The sequence below is a fragment of the Pseudomonas sp. PvP009 genome (assembly GCF_017832995.1).
GTDB classification, from domain to species: Bacteria; Pseudomonadota; Gammaproteobacteria; order Pseudomonadales; family Pseudomonadaceae; genus Aquipseudomonas; species Aquipseudomonas syringae.
This window is the reverse complement of record NZ_JAFIBG010000001.1, coordinates 2,283,532-2,299,940: the sequence shown is the minus strand read 5'-3', so window position 1 is coordinate 2,299,940 and position 16,409 is coordinate 2,283,532. Positions and strand designations below refer to the sequence as shown.

The following is a 16,409-nucleotide window of genomic DNA, read 5'->3' as shown; positions in this document are numbered from 1 at the left end:
CGATCATGCAACGCAAAGGTGACACTCCCGCCACTCTTGACCTGTTCGCAGACCAGACGGCCCAGCCTCGAAGCGATGAGCGGATCGGGCCTGGGTCATGGCTGTTCAGAGGCTTTGCGCTGAGCGCCATGCCGCAGCTGCTGTCCGCCCTTGAGGCAACACTGGGACTCTCCCCGTTCCGGCACATGCAGACCCCCAGCGGTCTGAGCATGTCGGCAGCGCTGAGCAGTTGCGGACAACTGGGCTGGATAACCGACCGTCACGGTTACCGATACAGCGCAACCGACCCACAAACAGGACAGGCCTGGCCGGCGATGCCGGACGTCTTCATGCAACTGGCGCAGGATGCCGCACTGGCAGCAGGCTATGCCGGGTTCGTCCCTGACGCCTGCTTGATCAATCGCTATATTCCGGGCGCCAGGATGTCCCTGCATCAGGACCGGAACGAACACGACCATCGCTGGCCAGTGGTGTCGGTATCACTGGGCATACCGGCCATCTTCCAGTTCGGAGGCCAGCTGCGCAGCGACAAGACCCAACGCATCTCCCTGTTTCATGGGGACGTTGTGGTTTGGGGTGACGAGGACAGGTTGCGCTTCCACGGCATTTTGCCAATCAAGCAGGCCGAGCATCCGCAACTGGGTGAGCAACGAATCAACCTGACCTTTCGCAAGGCTGGCCGCGACAGCTGATCAGGCCTCTTCAAGCGCGCCGGAAGTCCTGGCCAACGCCGGACATACCGCCCGGTGCAGGCTGAGTGCCGTATTGATGATGCCGATGTGGCTGAATGCCTGAGGGAAATTGCCCAGCATGCGCCCGCCCTTCGGATCGTACTGCTCGGCCAGCAGGCCGACGTCGTTGCACAGACCCACCAACCGTTCGAACAGCCGCGCGGCATCATCAGCCCGGCCCAGCAAGACATAGGCATCGGCCAGCCAGAACGAACAGACCAGAAACGTCCCTTCACGGCCGGCGACGCCATCGACACTGCGCTCGTTGTCGTAGCGCAGCAGCAGACCATCCTGCATCAGCGTGCGCTCGATCTGCGCGACAGTACCGATAACACGCGGATCTTCCGGCGCAAGAAAACCGGTCAGCACAATCTGCAGCAGGCTGGCGTCCACCTCTGTCGAGCCATAAGTCTGCACGAAGCTGCCAAGCTCGGCATCGAAACCGTGGCGACAGACATCGGCATGGATCTCGTCCGCCACCTTCCGATAATGCACTGCCAGCGCACGATCCTCATCGCTCTCGGCAGCCTGGGCAATCTGCGTGGCGTTACGGTCAAAGGCCACCCAGGCCATGACTTTCGAATGCGTAAAGTGGCGCGGCTCGGAGCGTATCTCCCAGATGCCCGCATCCGGCAGGTGCCAGATCTTCTCCAGATAAGGCATGACCACCTTGGAAATCGCCAGACTGCGCGGATGCTGCGTCATACCGCCGCGCAGTGCCTGAATCATCGCATCGGCCACTTCGCCGTAGACGTCCAGCTGAACCTGCGTTGCCGCACCGTTGCCTACACGCACCGGCAGCGAGTTCTCATAGCCACTCAGCCAGGGCAGCTCGTACTCCTGCAAACGTCGCTCGCCGCCTACGCCGTACATGATCTGGATCTGCTCCGGATTACCGGCAACCGAGCGCAACAGCCAGTCCCGCCAGGCCTGGGCTTCCTCGAAGTAACCCAGATTCATGAATGCCAGAAGGGTCATGGTGGCGTCACGCAACCAGCAATAGCGATAATCCCAATTGCGCTCGCCGCCCAACTGCTCGGGCAATGAGGTGGTCACGGCGGCAACGATGCCACCGGTGGGCGCATAAGTCATGGCTTTGAGCGTAATCAGCGAGCGCTTTACCTGCGCCGTCCACGGCCCGACGTCAGGGCAGCGATCAGAAAACTCGCGCCAATAGGCTGCGGTGGTCTCCAAGGCCCGATCGGCATCGATCTGGTCGAGCAAGGGTGCAAAGGATGCCTGATAGGCCAGTGTGAAAACCTTGCGCTCGCCTTCATCCACGTGAAAAAGGCTGGCGGTGTGATGATCCTGTGGGTGCAGGGCCACAGGGCTGCGCAAAACCAGCATTTCCGGCCCGGCGACTGCCGTCAGTGTATGAGCATCCTTTCGCTCGACCCAAGGGACGCTGCTGCCGTAATCGAAACGGATGGCGAGGTCCACAGCGAACTCGACCCGACCGGATAGCCCGACCACCATGCGCACCACGTGGCCGGAGGTCTTCATGGGCATGAAATCGATCAGCATCGCGCGACCGTCACGGGTTTCGAAAACCGTTTCGAGAATCAGGGTGCCGTCGCGATAACGGCGCTCGACAGCGATAACCTCGGCGGTTGGCGCGATCTTCCAGCGGCCATGCTCATCACCGCCCAGCAGTGCGGCGAAACAGGCCGTCGAGTCGAAGCGGGGGAAACACAACCAGTCCAGCGAACCATCACGGGCGACCAGCGCCGCCGTCTCGCAGTTGCCCAGCAATGCGTAGTCTTCGATCAGTGCAGCCATTCAGAAATGCCCGTCGTGATGATGATTCGTTAACGTGGGTATGCAGCTCGATCAGACGTTCAGGATGTAACGCTCGATGGCGTTGGCCACTCCGTCCTGCTCATTGCTATCAGTAACATGATCAGCCTGTCCCTTGACTGTCTGCTCGCCCTGCCCCATGGCGATCGACAAGCCGGCCTTGTGGAACATTGCCACGTCGTTACCGCCGTCGCCTATGGCCGCCGTACGCGACAGGTCGACGCCCAGATAGTCCGCCAGCGCGACCAGAGCGGAACCCTTGTTGGCCTCCAGCGCAGTCACATCCAGATAGTATTTTTGCGAACGGGCCGCCAGCGCAAGCCCTTCGATCTGAGGGTTGAGGCGCGCCTCAAGGGTCTTGAGCAACTCGAAATCACCGCTGGCCGCGACGATCTTGTCGACGCGATCCAGATACGGCTCGAAACTCTCGACCTGAACATAGTCATAGCCCAGCGCATCGAGCTCATGATCGACGTAAGCGGCGTCGGGATCGATCAGCAGCCACTGATCATCGGCAAACACCCAGATGGCAACGTTCTGCCCGGCAAACAGCTCCAGACAGATGCGAACGGCGCGCGGGTCAATGCGATGAGCCACCAGCAAGCTGCCATCGGGATGGGTGATGGTGCCGCCATTGAATGCCACGGTGGGCAGGTCGACATCCAGCGCCTCGATCACCTGGCGCATGGCCCTGGGCGGCCGACTGCTGGCCAGCGTGAAGTGAACGCCGGCAGTACGCAGGCGCTTGATGGCGTCGATATTGGCTTGGCTAAGGCTGTGATCACGGCGCAGTAACGTGCCGTCGATGTCAGATAACAGGAACTGTACAGGCAGTTCAGACATTCAATTCTCTCCATTCCCGACCATCACGACTCAGCAACTCTTCACCCGCTTGCGGGCCATCCTTGCCAGCTTCGTAAAGCTGCACTTGCGGCTGTGCGGCCCAGGCGTCGAGGAACGGCTGCACTGCACGCCAGCCGTTCTCGATATTGTCGGCACGCTGAAAGAGCGTCTGATCACCGGTCAGGCAGTCATAAATGAGGGTTTCGTACCCCGTAGAGGGCTGCATCTCGAAGAAGTCCTTGTAGGCGAAGCCCAGCGCAATATCCTCCATTTTCAATTCCGGGCCCGGACGCTTGGCAAACAGGTCGAACCACATGCCTTCGTTGGGCTGGATCTGGATCCGCAGGTAGTTGGGCTTGAGCCGGTCGACTTCGGTATCGCGGAACTGCGCATAAGGAGCAGGCTTGAAGCAGATGACGATTTCCGTGCTGCGAGCGCTCATGCGCTTGCCGGTACGCAGGTAGAAAGGCACACCCACCCAGCGCCAGTTGTCGACCATGACCTTGAGCGCAACGTAGGTCTCGGTGCTGCTGTCCGGCTCCACGCGATCTTCCTGACGATAGCCGACGACCTCCTTGTCGCCCATCACGCCCTTGGCGTACTGACCACGCACCGAATTGGCCAGGGCTTCCTCCTGACTCCAGGGCCGGATCGCGCCGACCACCTTGGCCTTTTCACCGCGAACGGCATCGGCACCGAAAGCGGCAGGTGGCTCCATCGCCACCATCGCCAGCAGTTGGAACAGGTGATTGGGCACCATGTCGCGCAAGGCACCGGTATGCTCGTAAAAGCTGCCACGGGTTTCCACGCCCACGGTTTCCGCAGCCGTGATCTGTACGTGATCGATATAATGATTGTTCCAGAACGACTCGAACAGGCCATTGGAGAAACGGCTGACCAGAATGTTCTGCACCGTCTCCTTGCCCAGGTAATGGTCGATCCGGTAAATCTGCTTCTCGCTCATGACCTTGAGCAGACAGCCATTGAGCTCCACCGCACTGGCCAGATCGGAGCCGAACGGCTTTTCGATCACGACGCGACGGAAGCCTTCTTCGGTTTCCTGCAGCAAACCTGACGAGCCCAGCCGCTGGGCAACCTCACTGAAAAATCGCGGCGCGGTGGCCAGATAGAACACCGCGTTCGCGGTACCGGTGCTCTCGATCTTGCTGGCGATGTCCTGATAGGTGGAATCATCGAGGAAGTCGCCCTGCACATAGCTGATGCGCTCGGCCAGCTTGCCCCAGAGCGCAGGATCGAGCGGATCCTTGCCGCCGCCGGCAACCTTGCCGGCGGCTTCATCACGAATGAAGTTCTCGAGCTTTTTCGCAAAGTCGGCATCGCTGATCGCATTGTGATCGACGCCGACGATATGCAGCCCTTCATCCACCAGACCGTCGCGTGACAGGTTGTAAAGCGCCGGCATCAACAGGCGCTTGACCAGGTCTCCATGGGCACCGAACAGAAACAGGGTCGTGGGTGGGGCTACCTCGGCTTTTTGCTCGGCACTGCCACGCGACAGGCCCATTACTTGGGTTCCTTGTGGCCACCAAATCCAAAGCGCATGGCGGACAGCATCTTGTCTGCATACGAGCTTGTCTGGCGGGAACGGAATCGCGCAAACAGAGCACTGGACAGCACAGGAACCGGAACCGCCTGCTCGATGGCCGCTTCGATGGTCCAGCGACCTTCGCCGCTGTCGGCAACCGAACCGGAGAACGCATCCAGGTGAGGGTCGGTGGCCAGGGCGTCGGCGGTCAGGTCCAGCAGCCAGGACGACACCACACTGCCACGACGCCAGACTTCGGCAATGTCAGCCGTGTTCAGGTCGAAACGCTGTTCAGGCGGCAGGAGTTCGGAGTTTTTCTGCTTGAGAAGATCAAAGCCCTCGGCGAAGGCCTGCATCATTCCGTATTCGATGCCGTTATGGATCATCTTCACGAAATGCCCGGAGCCCGCAGGGCCGGAGTGGATATAACCACGTTCGGCGCGATCATCGGTCGAGGTGCGGTCACGGGTGCGCTCGATCGAGCCAAGGCCCGGAGCCAGTGTCGCGAACAGCGGATCGAGGCGCTCGACAACGGCGGCCTCGCCTCCGATCATCATGCAGTAGCCGCGCTCGAGGCCCCAAACGCCGCCTGACGTGCCGACATCGACATAATGCAGGCCCTTCTCGGTCAGTTCCTGAGCGCGACGGATATCGTCCTTGTAGAACGTATTACCGCCGTCGATGATCACGTCATCGGCGTCAAGCAACTCGCTGAGGGTCTGGATGGTGTCTTCGGTCGGCGCACCAGCCGGGAGCATTACCCAGACAGCACGGGGTTTGGCGAGCGTGCCGACCAGTTCCTTCAGATCTGCGACCGCAGTCGAACCGTCATTGGCCAGGGCGTTGCGCGATGCTTCATCACGGTCGTACACCACAGTCGTATGACCATTCAGCATCAGACGGCGTGCGATGTTGCCGCCCATGCGGCCCAGTCCAATAATCCCAAGTTGCATGAAGGTGCTCCTTAAATCGTAAAAAGGTGCGTCGCTTGCCGTCCAGCGCATCGACAGATTGCGAGCATGCTGTTTAGTCAAGCGAGGCGGAACGTCGGTTCCCTTGCGAGAAGATGAAGACGCGAGCGCCCTCCTGTGGTGCATTTTGTCGCGATTAAGAGACATTCGCGACAATTAAAAATAAAAAAGTTCCAAAATCATGCAAAAGAAATCAAAATCGGTGCCGATAGAGAGGGTAAGCAGCGGCGCTCAGGGATTGAAAGTCATTGCCATGGACCTCTCTGAGGTTGAATCCGCCATTTGCGAGGTGAGCAATGGGCACTGTACTACCAGCAATTGCACCACAAACCCTGTATGTCACTATCCGTCGTGACGAACTGCGCACATTAAAAGAAGAGCGCGAGCAGTTGCAGAAAAAAGTGGCTCATTTGAGCTCGATGCTGCAGCAATCGCAGTTATCCGCCCCTGGCAAGATGCTTCAGGCCTGACCGCAACTGTATCATTCTCAAAACGCCTCAGGGCAAGCCCGATCATCTGGCTTGCCCACCTGACCTGCCCCCCCCCTGTTGATCCCCGCAGCCTGCTTAATCTTCCGAGCCGCCCGGTCTGCAACTGAACGATCAAAAAAGACCCTTGGCGAATAAGCTCTCTACAGCGCTTTCTGCCAGAACATGGCACGCCCCATTTCAGGGCTCAATTGATAATTGTCGAAACCGAGCTTTCTGTAAGCCCCTTGCGCAACCTCGTTGCCTTCCAGAACTTCAAGCGTCAGCTTGCAGCAGCCACGCTGGCGTGCAATTTCTTCGACCTTGAGCAACATTTTCTGACTGATACCGAGGCCACGATATTGTGAGAGCACCGCGACGTCATGAATATTGACCAACGGACGACAGGCAAAGGTTGAAAACCCTTCGAAGCAATTGACCAACCCCACCGGTTCACCCGATATGAATGCCAGCACGCTGAACGCATAGGGACGCTTTGCGAGTTCGATTGCCAACTGGCGACGGGTGTCGCTCGACAGAGGCCGCCCGGTCCCCATGGCATCCATCGCATATTCATTCAAAACGAACCCGATCGCATCCGCGTGCACAGGATTTGTATAGCTCGCTTGCAGTACCAGTACCTCGGGGGCTTCCATTTCCATCCTCGTCAATTCAATCAGAGTGATTCAGTGAAATCAGTCAAAGGGTGATGCCTCAGGCCATTGTCAAGGCCGGGGCTTGTGGCCCGATTCTATCCTGCCCTGCGCCAAAATGTTCCAACGTAGATGTAAGGATTTTCTCGTCGCGCCCGCAGATTGACCAATACACGCACCCGGAAAAGGCGTTACGCACCATTGCTGCTCATCACAGCCGGACCCCTACGGTATAAGTGATGAAAACCAAGTGCCTGGACGGGATTGTCCAACGATCCGACGACCGGTAACGGGCTCTCCGGACGCAGAAAAGAGCCTTGAAAAAGCGCAGCGACAACCCGGCTGCCACCTGCAGCCTGCCATCATGCGGGGCGTCGAAGCCTGTGCCAGACATTCGCAAATAAAAAAGTCGAAACTTCTCCAAAACCGCCGGGTCAGGTGATTAGAGCATCTATGCTATTGGCTGACATCCGGTAATGGCGACATCACACCGCTTTGTCACTATGCATGGTCAAAACGGGTATCGATCTTGCGTAGTGCACGTATGTGTACCCGGCCATAGGAAATGGCCAATAAAAATCAAGTGATGCACCAAGACTGTTTTAAGGGGAAAAATTGATGATTAGCGCCGCTGTGAAAACCCAGAAGGGAGAGAGTTTTAACCAGCCTGTCGGCGAGCTGACTCATCTGCCGGTGTTCTCTAACAAGAGCGTTCCTGTGTTGCAAATGCCAACGTCGACTGTTCAGCCTCAGCCGACCATGTCCCAGGTCAACAGACGCAAAGTGTTGTTCGTGACCTCCGAACTGGCCGATCTGGTGAAAACCGGTGGGCTGGGCGATGTGTCTGCCGCACTGCCGCGAGCCATGCGCCACCTGCATGACGTTCGCGTACTGATTCCAGGTTATCCGCAGGTCATCAACAGCGGTAATCCTATCCATATCATCAGCCAGTTGGGCGGGCATGCAGCGCTGCCGCCTTGCAAGGTCGGTCGTATGGACATGAAAGACGGTCTGGTGATCTACGTACTGATCTGCCCGGAGCTTTACGAGCGCGAAGGCACCCCTTACGCCGACAGCACTGGCCGCGACTGGTCCGATAACCATATTCGCTTCGCCCGTCTGGGCCTGGCAGCTGCCGAGTTCGCGGCTGGCGAAGTCAAGAGCCAGTGGTGCCCCGAGCTGGTTCATGCCCACGACTGGCCCGCCGGCCTGGCGCCTGCTTACATGCGCTGGCGCGGGCAGTCCACGCCAAGTATCTTCACTGTTCACAACCTCGCCTATCAAGGCACCGTAAGCACTGCCTCGAGCCGTGAGCTGGGCATCCCGGACTCCGCCATCACCCCTGAAGGCATGGAGTTTTACGGTCAGCTGTCGTTCATCAAGGCAGGCATGGCCTTCGCCAGCCACATCACCACCGTGAGCGCCACCTACGCACGGGAAATCACCACCCCGGAGTTCGGCTGCGGCCTTGAGGGCTTTCTGCAGAGCAAGGCCAACAAGGGCCAGCTCAGCGGCATTCCCAACGGTATCGACGAAAGCTGGGATGCCGCCACCGACGAGCATCTGATCTGCCACTTTGCGCCCAACGAATGGACGCGCAAGGAAATCAACGCTGACTACGTACGTGAACTGTTCGAGCTGGATGCCTCTACCGGGCCGCTGTTCGCCGTGGTGTCACGTCTCGTGTACCAGAAAGGCCTGGACCTGACGATCGGCGTTGCCGAACACATCGTCAATAATGGCGGGCAGATCGCAATCATCGGACGCGGTGAACCCGAAGAAGAAGATGCCATGCGCGAGTTGGCTGCACACTTCCCCGGGCGTGTTGGCGTGCGCATTGGCTTCAACGAAACCGACGCACGACGCATGTTCGCCGGCAGCGATTTCCTGCTGATGCCGTCCCGCTATGAGCCATGCGGGCTGAGCCAGATGTATGCGCAACGCTTCGGCTCGCTGCCTGTCGCACGCAATACAGGTGGCTTGGCCGATACGATCGAAGACGGTGTCACTGGCTTTCTGTTCAATGAATCGACAGTCGAAAGTTACACCGAGGCCCTGAATCGCGCCCTCCAGGTCTTCGCCCATCCGGAGCTGCTCAACGCCATGCGCTGCCGTGCCATGGCGGCTCCCTTCAACTGGCATCAGGCGGTAGAGCCCTACGCAGATCTCTATCGCGATCTGTTGAAGAAAAACGTGAGTATTTCCAGCAACTACTAGGTTAAGGATTGAATGGATGCCCCTGCGTACAGACGATAACTGGCGCCACGGCGCCGTTTTGTTGGACCCTGAACACACCCGGTTTGCCCTCTGGGCACCGGATGCCTCCTTCGTAAATGTCGAACTGCAGGATGGCCAGTCACTGGCCATGCTGCCTCAGTCAGACGGCTGGTTCGTCCTGGAGGCTCGCTGCAAGGCGGGTACTCGCTACCGCTTCAGGATTGACCACGAGCTGGACGTTCCTGACCCCGCCTCCCGCGCGCAGGTCGATGACGTTCATTCTGAAAGCCTCGTCGTTGACCCTGACGCCTATTCATGGCAAAACACTGCATGGAACGGGCGTCCCTGGCACGAAGCTGTCATCTATGAACTGCACGTGGGCACCATGGGTGGCTACGCTGGCGTGGAAAAGCACCTGCCACGACTTGCCAAACTGGGCGTTACCGCAATCGAACTGATGCCGCTTGCGCAGTTCCCCGGTGATCGCAACTGGGGCTATGACGGCGTTCTGCACTACGCTCCGCAGTCTTCTTATGGCACGCCGGAACAGCTCAAGCACCTGATCGACACCGCCCACGGTCTTGGCCTTATGGTGATTCTGGACGTGGTGTACAACCACTTCGGGCCGGATGGCAACTACCTGGGCAGCTACGCCAAAGAATTTTTCCGTACAGACCTGCACACCCCGTGGGGCGATGCGATCGATTTCAGACGCCCGCAGGTGCGCGACTTTTTCGTTGACAACGCCCTGATGTGGCTGCTCGAGTATCGCTTCGACGGACTGCGTATGGACGCTGTACACGCCATTCGCGACGAGACCTTCCTGCCCGAGTTCGCAGAGCGGGTTCGTGGCCGCATTGAACCAGGCCGCCACGTGTGGCTGAACCTTGAGAACGAGTTCAACCAGGCCGGTCTTCTGGAAAAGGGCTTCGATGCTCAATGGGACGACGACGGGCACAACACCCTCCACGTGCTGTTGACCGGTGAAACCGACGCTTATTATTCAGACTTCGCCAAAGAGCCCACGCAAAAGCTTGCGCGTCTGCTCAGCGAAGGGTTTGTCTACCAAGGCGAACCGACGCGTCACGGGCATACGCGAGGCGAGCCCAGTGCACACCTGTCGCCGTCGGCTTTTGTGTTGTTTCTGCAGAACCACGATCAGATCGGCAACCGCGCACTCGGTGAACGCCTGCCGCAGCTCTGCGCGCCTGCGGCATTGAAAGCCGCCACTGCCCTGCTGCTGCTTTCACCGATGATCCCGTTGATGTTCATGGGCGATGAATGGGCGGCCAGCGAACCGTTTCTGTTCTTCACCAGCCACCACGGCGAACTGGCCGATGCGGTACGTGAAGGACGTCGCAAGGAGTTCGCTGATTTCGCCGCGTTCGCCGATCCGGAAAAGCGCGAGCACATTCCTGATCCAAACGACATCAAGACATTCGAAGCGTCACGCCCGGCATTTTCCGCGGTCGATCTCGACACCGACATAGGCCTGGATCATCGCAGCTGGCTGGAGTTCTACACGCAGTTGCTGGCCTTGCGGCACCAGGAAATCATGCCCCGCCTGCAGGGCGCACGCTTCCTGAAGACCGATATTCTCGGTGACAAGGCGGTCAGTGCGCGCTGGACACTGGGTGATGGCAGCGAACTGCGTATTGACCTCAATCTCAGCGAGCACGCGGTTGACGCACCGCCACAAGCGGGAGCCCGCGAGATATTCTCCAGCGCAGAGAAATCGTCCGAACTTTCCCCACGCGGCATCCTCAATGCTTACACGGCCATTGTCAGCCTGAAAGCAAGTGATGTTCTGGAGGAACAGGATGAACAATGAGCAATTGGAGAGGCTTGCGACCGAGGCAGGATTGTCGGTGCATTGGGTCGATGCCAACGCTCGGCCGCAGACCGTCAGCCCGGATGTACTGCGCAAGGTTCTGGAAGCGCTGGGCTATCCTGCTGAAAGCGGCGAGGCTATCGATGCCAGCCTGCTGCGCCTGCAAAAAGCCAGTCACGGCACCAGCGCCCCGCCACTGCTGACGGTCGATGTGGAAAGCAATCTGGACCTGTCCCAGTGGTTCGCGCCACAAACGCCGTTCACGCTACACCTCGAGGACGGCTCTTCACTGGATGCCAGACTGACCTCGAACGCAGAGCTTCCGGCGCTGGCTCCGCCGGGCTACCAGCAGCTGGAAATTGCCGGCCAGTACCTGACCATCGCGGTCGCGCCGAAAACCTGCTTCAGCATGGCAATGGCCACCGAGACCTCGAAGCCGCACGGCTGGGGCCTGACCGCCCAGCTTTACAGCTTGCGGCGTGAAGGTGATGGCGGTTTTGGTGACACCGAGGCGCTGGAGAAAGTCTTGCGCTCTGCTGGCGAGCGAGGGGCCGATGCGCTGGGCATCAGCCCGATCCACGCCATGTTCGCCAACGACCCTCACCGTTACAGCCCTTATTCACCTTCCAGCAGGCTGTTCCTCAACAGCCTTTACGCGTCGCCGGGTGCGATTCTCGGTGAAAGTGCGTGGCGTCAGGCCATCGAAGACGCGCGCGTCGGCGACGAGATGAAGCGCCTTGAAACACAAACGCTGATCGACTGGCCAGCCGCGGCCAATGCCAAATGGAAAGCGCTGCACGCGCTTTATGAAGGCTTCAGTTCAGGTGATCACCCGCTGCACGAAGACTTCAACAGCTTCCGCCACAGCGGTGGCGAAGCGCTGGAAAATCACTGCCGCTTCGAAGCACTGTGTGCAGAGTCCGAAACGCTGAACATCAGTAATAACTGGCATGAATGGCCTGAGCAGTTCAAGGACCCTCGCGGCGACGCCGTCGCAGAATTTGCCAAAAGCCATAGCGAGCAAATCAGCTTTCATGCGTTCGCCCAATGGCTGATAGCCCGTGGTCTGGAGCGTGCACAGGTTGCAGCACGCAGCAGCGGCATGCGCGTCGGCCTGATCGCCGACCTGGCAGTGGGCGCGGATGGCGCAGGAAGCCAGGCGTGGAGCCGCCAGGACGAGCTGCTGTCGGCTCTGACCGTCGGCGCTCCCCCAGACATTCTCAACCGTGCCGGCCAGAGCTGGGGGATTTCCGCGTTTTCGCCGGACGGCCTCAAACGTAATGGCTTTCGCGCGTTCATCGAGATGCTGCGGGCCAACTTCGCCCATGCTGGCGGGTTGCGTATCGACCATGTCATGGGCTTGCAGCGCCTATGGGTCATCCCGCAAGGGGCGCCTCCCAGCGAAGGCGCGTATCTGAACTTCCCGCTGGACGACATGCTTCGCTTGCTGAGTCTGGAATCCTGGCGGCACAAGGCGATCGTGCTGGGTGAAGACCTCGGTACGGTGCCTGAAGGCCTGAGCGAAAAACTCAGTGCCAGGGCAATTCTTGGCATGCGTGTACTGCTGTTCGAACAGAACAATGGTCAGTTCAAGCCGATTCTCGACTGGTCGGATCAAGCATTGGCGACCACCAGTACCCACGACCTGCCGACCCTGGCAGGCTGGCTCAGCGAGTTGGATATCGAGTGGAACGCGCGCCTCGGTCATATTGACGATCAGCACGAATCGCAGTGGCGCGAAGAGCGCACGCGGGAATATGAAAGCCTGCGGCGTGCCTTGAGTCAGAACATCGACAGTATGCCCTCCGATACTGAAGATCCGGCCCAGATCATCGACGCGAGCATCAGCTACCTGGGTCATACACGTGCGCCATTGGTATTGCTGCCGATAGAAGACGCGCTGGGTGTCGAAGAGCAGGCCAACCTGCCCGGCACCATTGACAGCCACCCCAACTGGCGCAGGCGTCTTCCCGGCGATGCGGCCTCTCTGCTAGATAACCCGAATGCTGCTCGACGACTGGAATTGCTTTCCCGATCCCGGCTGCAGGCTACGGAGCGTGATCAATGACCCGTCCATTACAGCCTTTGCGCGCCACCCAGCGCCTGCAATTCCATAAGGATTTCACCCTCGACGACGCCGTGCCACTGGTGCCCTACTTCGCCAGCCTGGGTATCAGCCACATCTACGCATCGCCGCTGCTCAAAGCCCGTGCCGGCTCGATGCACGGCTATGACGTGGTCGACCCGACGGTCATCAATCCGGAACTGGGCGGCGAACCTGCCCTGCTGCGCCTGGTCGAGACCTTGCGCGAGCACGGTATGGGCCTGATTCTCGATATCGTGTCCAACCACATGGCGGTCGGCGGCGCCGACAACCCGTGGTGGCTGGACCTGCTGGAATGGGGCCGTCGCAGCCCGTATGCAGAGTTCTTCGACATTCAGTGGAATTCGCCGGACCCACTGCTGGAAGGCCAACTGTTGCTGCCGTTCCTGAGCAGCGATTACGGCACGGTATTGCAGGCCGGCGAAATCCCGCTGCGCTTCGACGCAGAGCATGGTGCGTTCTACATCGAGCACTATCAGCATCACTTTCCGATCTGCCCACTGACTTACGACTCGCTGTTGCAGGCCGTGGATCACCCCCAACTAAAGGAAATGGCCCAGCGTTTCACCGCACTGGCGCAGTTCCCGCAGGCCTATGAGCGTGCACGCCAGGCCAAGGCCGAGTTAGCCGAGCCGGCCAAGGACCCGCAGGTGCTCAAGGGTGTCGAGCAGATCCTCGCGCATTTCGATTCGAGCAAGCCTCAAGGCTTTCAGCGCCTGCACCAGTTGCTGGAGCGTCAGCACTACCGTCTGGCCAGTTGGCGCACCGCTGGCGATGACATCAACTGGCGGCGTTTCTTCGACATCAACGAGCTGGGCGGCCTGCGTGTCGAGCGGCCACAGGTGTTCGAAGCCACCCACGGCAAGATATTCCAGCTGATTGCCGATGGCCTGGTCGATGGGCTGCGTATCGACCACATCGATGGCTTGGCTGATCCGCGCGGCTACGGTCGCAAGCTGCATCGTCGGGTCAAAAGTCTGCTCAAACTGCGCCCCGAGCACGCGCAGATTGATCATCTGCCGATCTTCGTCGAGAAAATCCTCGGCCCCGACGAGCCGCTGCGTGAAGACTGGAGCGTTGACGGCACGACCGGTTACGAGTTCATGAACCAGGTGTCACTGCTGCAACACGACCCCAAGGGCGAAGAGCCTCTGGGTGAGCTGTGGAGCCGCCTGACAGAACGTACCGCTGACTTCGATCAGGAAGTACTGGTGGCCCGTGATCTGGTCCTGCATGGCACGCTGGCGGGCGATTTCGAGAACGTTGCTCAATCGTTGCTGCAGGTTGCACGCAGCGACCTGATGAGCCGTGACCTGACCCTGGGTGCGATTCGCCGTGCCCTGCTCGCGCTGATCGTCAATTTTCCGATTTATCGCACGTACATCTCGGTGTGCGGCCGCTCTGCGCAAGACGACAAGTATTTCCAGCAGGCCATGGAAGGCGCGCGTGCAACGCTGAACGAAGGCGACTGGCCGGTGCTGGATTACCTGGCACGCTGGCTGGGTGGCGAACCGTGGCGAAAACTGCCACGCGGCCCGCTGCGCAAGGCCTACAAGAATGCCTGTGTACGCTTCCAGCAGCTGACCTCCCCGGTTGCCGCCAAGTCGGTCGAAGACACCTCGTTCTACCGCTCTGCCGTGCTGCTCTCGCGCAACGATGTGGGTTTCCATCCGCAGCACTTCAGTGCGCCGGTAGAAGACTTCCATCAGGTTTGCCTGCAACGTCTGGAGAAGTTTCCAGACAATTTGCTGACCACTGCAACCCACGATCACAAGCGTGGCGAAGATACGCGTACACGCCTTGCGGTGCTGAGTGAATGCGCCCCGTGGTACGCCGAACAGGTGGAGCGCTGGAGACAGCTGGCGATGCCGCTCAAGGGTGACGAGCCGACGATCAGTGCCGGCGACGAGCTGATGCTTTATCAGGCCTTGCTGGGCAGCTGGCCGCTAAGCCTGGAGGGCGAAGAAGCTCACCAGGAATACGCGAAGCGCATGGTCCAGTGGCAGGAGAAAGCCCTGCGCGAAGCCAAGCTGCAAAGTAGCTGGAGTGCACCGAATCAGCCCTACGAAACCGCTTGCCGCGAATTTCTGGAGCGTTTGCTGCTGGCACCGGAAGCCTTGGCGTTGCGTCAATCCCTCAGTGCGACAGCCAACCGTATTGCCACCGCCGGCGCGCTCAACAGTCTGGCGCAAACCTTGCTACGCTTGAGCGTACCCGGTGTTCCCGATTTGTATCAGGGCACCGAGTTCTGGGATTTCAGCCTGGTGGACCCGGACAACCGCCGCCCGGTTGACTACGCTGCACGGAAACAGGCTCTGGCCGAAGACGCAAGCGTTACCGAGCTGCTGACTGACTGGAAGGACGGGCGCATCAAGCAGGCGCTGATCGCGAAGGTCTTGAACCTGCGTGCCGAACATCCGGGACTGTTCAGCGAGGGCAGTTATCAACCGCTGGAAGTAAAGGGCAGCCACGCCGAGCAGGTGATGGCCTTTGCCCGGGAGACGCAAGGAGTGCGCGCTGTCATCGTAGTACCACGCACATGCAGTGAACTATTGGGTACTGCGCAAACTCCATTGATTAATGCTGCCAATTGGGGCGACACACGGATCATGTTGCCGTTTGCCGACTCCGGTTCTGACTGGAAGGGACTCTTTTCTGACGTTGTCGTGACGAGTGATCGGGAAGTACCGCTCAGTGCAGCGCTTGAAAGATTTTCCGTCAATCTGCTTATTCAAACTATGTAATAGCTGGGAGTCTCAAGATGAGTGCCGACGAAAAAAGAATTCGCGACTTTGCTTACCAAATCTGGGAATCGGAGGGTAAACCTTCCGGTCACGACGAGCGTCACTGGGAAATGGCGCGCAAGCTGGCCGAGGCCGAAGCGCTGGCGCCGAACAAGTCCAGTGTGCGCAAATCGACCAAGCCCAAGCTGCCTGAGGTAGACAGCGCCAAGGCGCCTGCCAAGGGCGCGGCCAAGCCCGCCGCAAAATCGGCGCCTGCGCCAAAGCCTGCTGGCGAAGCCAAGCCCAAGCCTGCTCCCAAGGCGGCTGCCAAACCTGCTCCCAAGGCCAAGCCCCCTGCAGCTGCTGCAACCGACGCGCCTGCCAAACCTGCTCCGAAGAAGCCGCGCAAGCCGTCGAATTCTTGAAACTCTTCTGGCCGCGCACCGGTCAATTATTGCAGGTCTCGCTCTGACCAGAGATGAGGCCTGCTACACCCCCTTAGATTATCGTCAGTATCGAAGCCAGC

At 59.5% G+C, this 16,409-nt stretch carries 12 protein-coding genes; 7 read left to right on the top strand and 5 right to left on the bottom strand.

Annotation, left to right across the window (positions count from 1 at the left end; genetic code table 11):
• Positions 1-5 precede the first annotated feature (5 nt).
• A complete protein-coding gene (alkB, locus tag JOE29_RS10215; protein ID WP_003394795.1) occupies positions 6-692 on the top strand; it encodes a DNA oxidative demethylase AlkB in 687 nt (228 codons plus the stop codon).
• On the opposite strand, the gene JOE29_RS10210 is transcribed toward alkB, so the two are convergent.
• The 4 genes from JOE29_RS10210 to gnd are packed head-to-tail and all read right to left on the bottom strand — an operon-like array spanning position 693 to position 5,921.
• On the bottom strand, positions 693-2,510 hold the full coding sequence (locus JOE29_RS10210; protein ID WP_137983299.1) for a glycoside hydrolase family 15 protein: 1,818 nt from the start codon (positions 2,508-2,510) through the stop codon (positions 693-695).
• Between the two features lie 51 nt (positions 2,511-2,561).
• A complete protein-coding gene (locus JOE29_RS10205) occupies positions 2,562-3,371 on the bottom strand; it encodes an HAD family hydrolase (protein WP_096134185.1) in 810 nt (269 codons plus the stop codon).
• Positions 3,364-4,896, bottom strand: coding sequence for a glucose-6-phosphate dehydrogenase (gene zwf, locus JOE29_RS10200; RefSeq protein WP_210079462.1), 1,533 nt, complete (start codon positions 4,894-4,896; stop codon positions 3,364-3,366). The genes JOE29_RS10205 and zwf overlap by 8 nt, the downstream gene beginning before the upstream one ends.
• On the bottom strand, positions 4,896-5,921 hold the full coding sequence (gnd, locus tag JOE29_RS10195) for a phosphogluconate dehydrogenase (NAD(+)-dependent, decarboxylating) (RefSeq protein ID WP_074908386.1): 1,026 nt from the start codon (positions 5,919-5,921) through the stop codon (positions 4,896-4,898). Before gnd ends, zwf begins: the two co-directional genes overlap by 1 nt.
• 263 nt (positions 5,922-6,184) lie before the next feature.
• Here gnd and JOE29_RS10190 point away from each other — a divergent pair, with 263 nt between their 5' ends.
• On the top strand, positions 6,185-6,358 hold the full coding sequence (locus JOE29_RS10190) for a DUF6026 family protein (RefSeq protein ID WP_003342104.1): 174 nt from the start codon (positions 6,185-6,187) through the stop codon (positions 6,356-6,358).
• Positions 6,359-6,519: 161 nt separating this feature from the next.
• On the opposite strand, the gene JOE29_RS10185 is transcribed toward JOE29_RS10190, so the two are convergent.
• The gene (locus tag JOE29_RS10185) at positions 6,520-7,011 is read right to left on the bottom strand and encodes a GNAT family N-acetyltransferase (protein WP_003315325.1); all 492 of its coding nucleotides are present in this window, start codon (positions 7,009-7,011) and stop codon (positions 6,520-6,522) included.
• A 615-nt stretch (positions 7,012-7,626) separates the two neighbouring features.
• Here JOE29_RS10185 and glgA point away from each other — a divergent pair.
• The 5 genes from glgA to JOE29_RS10160 are packed head-to-tail and all read left to right on the top strand — an operon-like array spanning position 7,627 to position 16,308.
• Positions 7,627-9,225 carry a glycogen synthase GlgA gene (gene glgA, locus JOE29_RS10180; RefSeq protein WP_210079461.1) on the top strand — a complete coding sequence of 533 codons (1,599 nt, stop codon included), beginning with the start codon at positions 7,627-7,629 and terminating at the stop codon, positions 9,223-9,225.
• Positions 9,226-9,241: 16 nt separating this feature from the next.
• A complete protein-coding gene (gene treZ / locus JOE29_RS10175; protein WP_057406936.1) occupies positions 9,242-11,056 on the top strand; it encodes a malto-oligosyltrehalose trehalohydrolase in 1,815 nt (604 codons plus the stop codon).
• Positions 11,046-13,124, top strand: a complete 2,079-nt coding sequence (malQ, locus tag JOE29_RS10170; RefSeq protein WP_210079460.1) for a 4-alpha-glucanotransferase — start codon at positions 11,046-11,048, stop codon at positions 13,122-13,124. The genes treZ and malQ overlap by 11 nt, the downstream gene beginning before the upstream one ends.
• Complete coding sequence (locus JOE29_RS10165) at positions 13,121-15,904, top strand: malto-oligosyltrehalose synthase (protein WP_210079459.1); 2,784 nt, start codon at positions 13,121-13,123, stop codon at positions 15,902-15,904. Before malQ ends, JOE29_RS10165 begins: the two co-directional genes overlap by 4 nt.
• 17 nt (positions 15,905-15,921) lie before the next feature.
• Positions 15,922-16,308, top strand: coding sequence for a DUF2934 domain-containing protein (locus JOE29_RS10160; RefSeq protein WP_003342088.1), 387 nt, complete (start codon positions 15,922-15,924; stop codon positions 16,306-16,308).
• The last annotated feature ends 101 nt before the right edge of the window (positions 16,309-16,409 follow it).

Bases quoted from the DNA above. Each gene is read 5' to 3' on its own strand.
- treZ (WP_057406936.1), top strand. From the start codon at position 9,242: ATGCCCCTGCGTACAGACGATAACTGGCGCCACGGCGCCGTTTTGTTG.
- JOE29_RS10190 (WP_003342104.1), top strand. From the start codon at position 6,185: ATGGGCACTGTACTACCAGCAATTGCACCACAAACCCTGTATGTCACT.
- JOE29_RS10210 (WP_137983299.1), bottom strand. From the start codon at position 2,510: ATGGCTGCACTGATCGAAGACTACGCATTGCTGGGCAACTGCGAGACG.
- malQ (WP_210079460.1), top strand. From the start codon at position 11,046: ATGAACAATGAGCAATTGGAGAGGCTTGCGACCGAGGCAGGATTGTCG.
- alkB (WP_003394795.1), top strand. From the start codon at position 6: ATGCAACGCAAAGGTGACACTCCCGCCACTCTTGACCTGTTCGCAGAC.
- JOE29_RS10165 (WP_210079459.1), top strand. From the start codon at position 13,121: ATGACCCGTCCATTACAGCCTTTGCGCGCCACCCAGCGCCTGCAATTC.
- glgA (WP_210079461.1), top strand. From the start codon at position 7,627: ATGATTAGCGCCGCTGTGAAAACCCAGAAGGGAGAGAGTTTTAACCAG.
- JOE29_RS10185 (WP_003315325.1), bottom strand. From the start codon at position 7,011: ATGGAAGCCCCCGAGGTACTGGTACTGCAAGCGAGCTATACAAATCCT.
- gnd (WP_074908386.1), bottom strand. From the start codon at position 5,921: ATGCGCTGGACGGCAAGCGACGCACCTTTTTACGATTTAAGGAGCACC.
- zwf (WP_210079462.1), bottom strand. From the start codon at position 4,896: ATGGGCCTGTCGCGTGGCAGTGCCGAGCAAAAAGCCGAGGTAGCCCCA.
- JOE29_RS10160 (WP_003342088.1), top strand. From the start codon at position 15,922: ATGAGTGCCGACGAAAAAAGAATTCGCGACTTTGCTTACCAAATCTGG.
- JOE29_RS10205 (WP_096134185.1), bottom strand. From the start codon at position 3,371: ATGTCTGAACTGCCTGTACAGTTCCTGTTATCTGACATCGACGGCACG.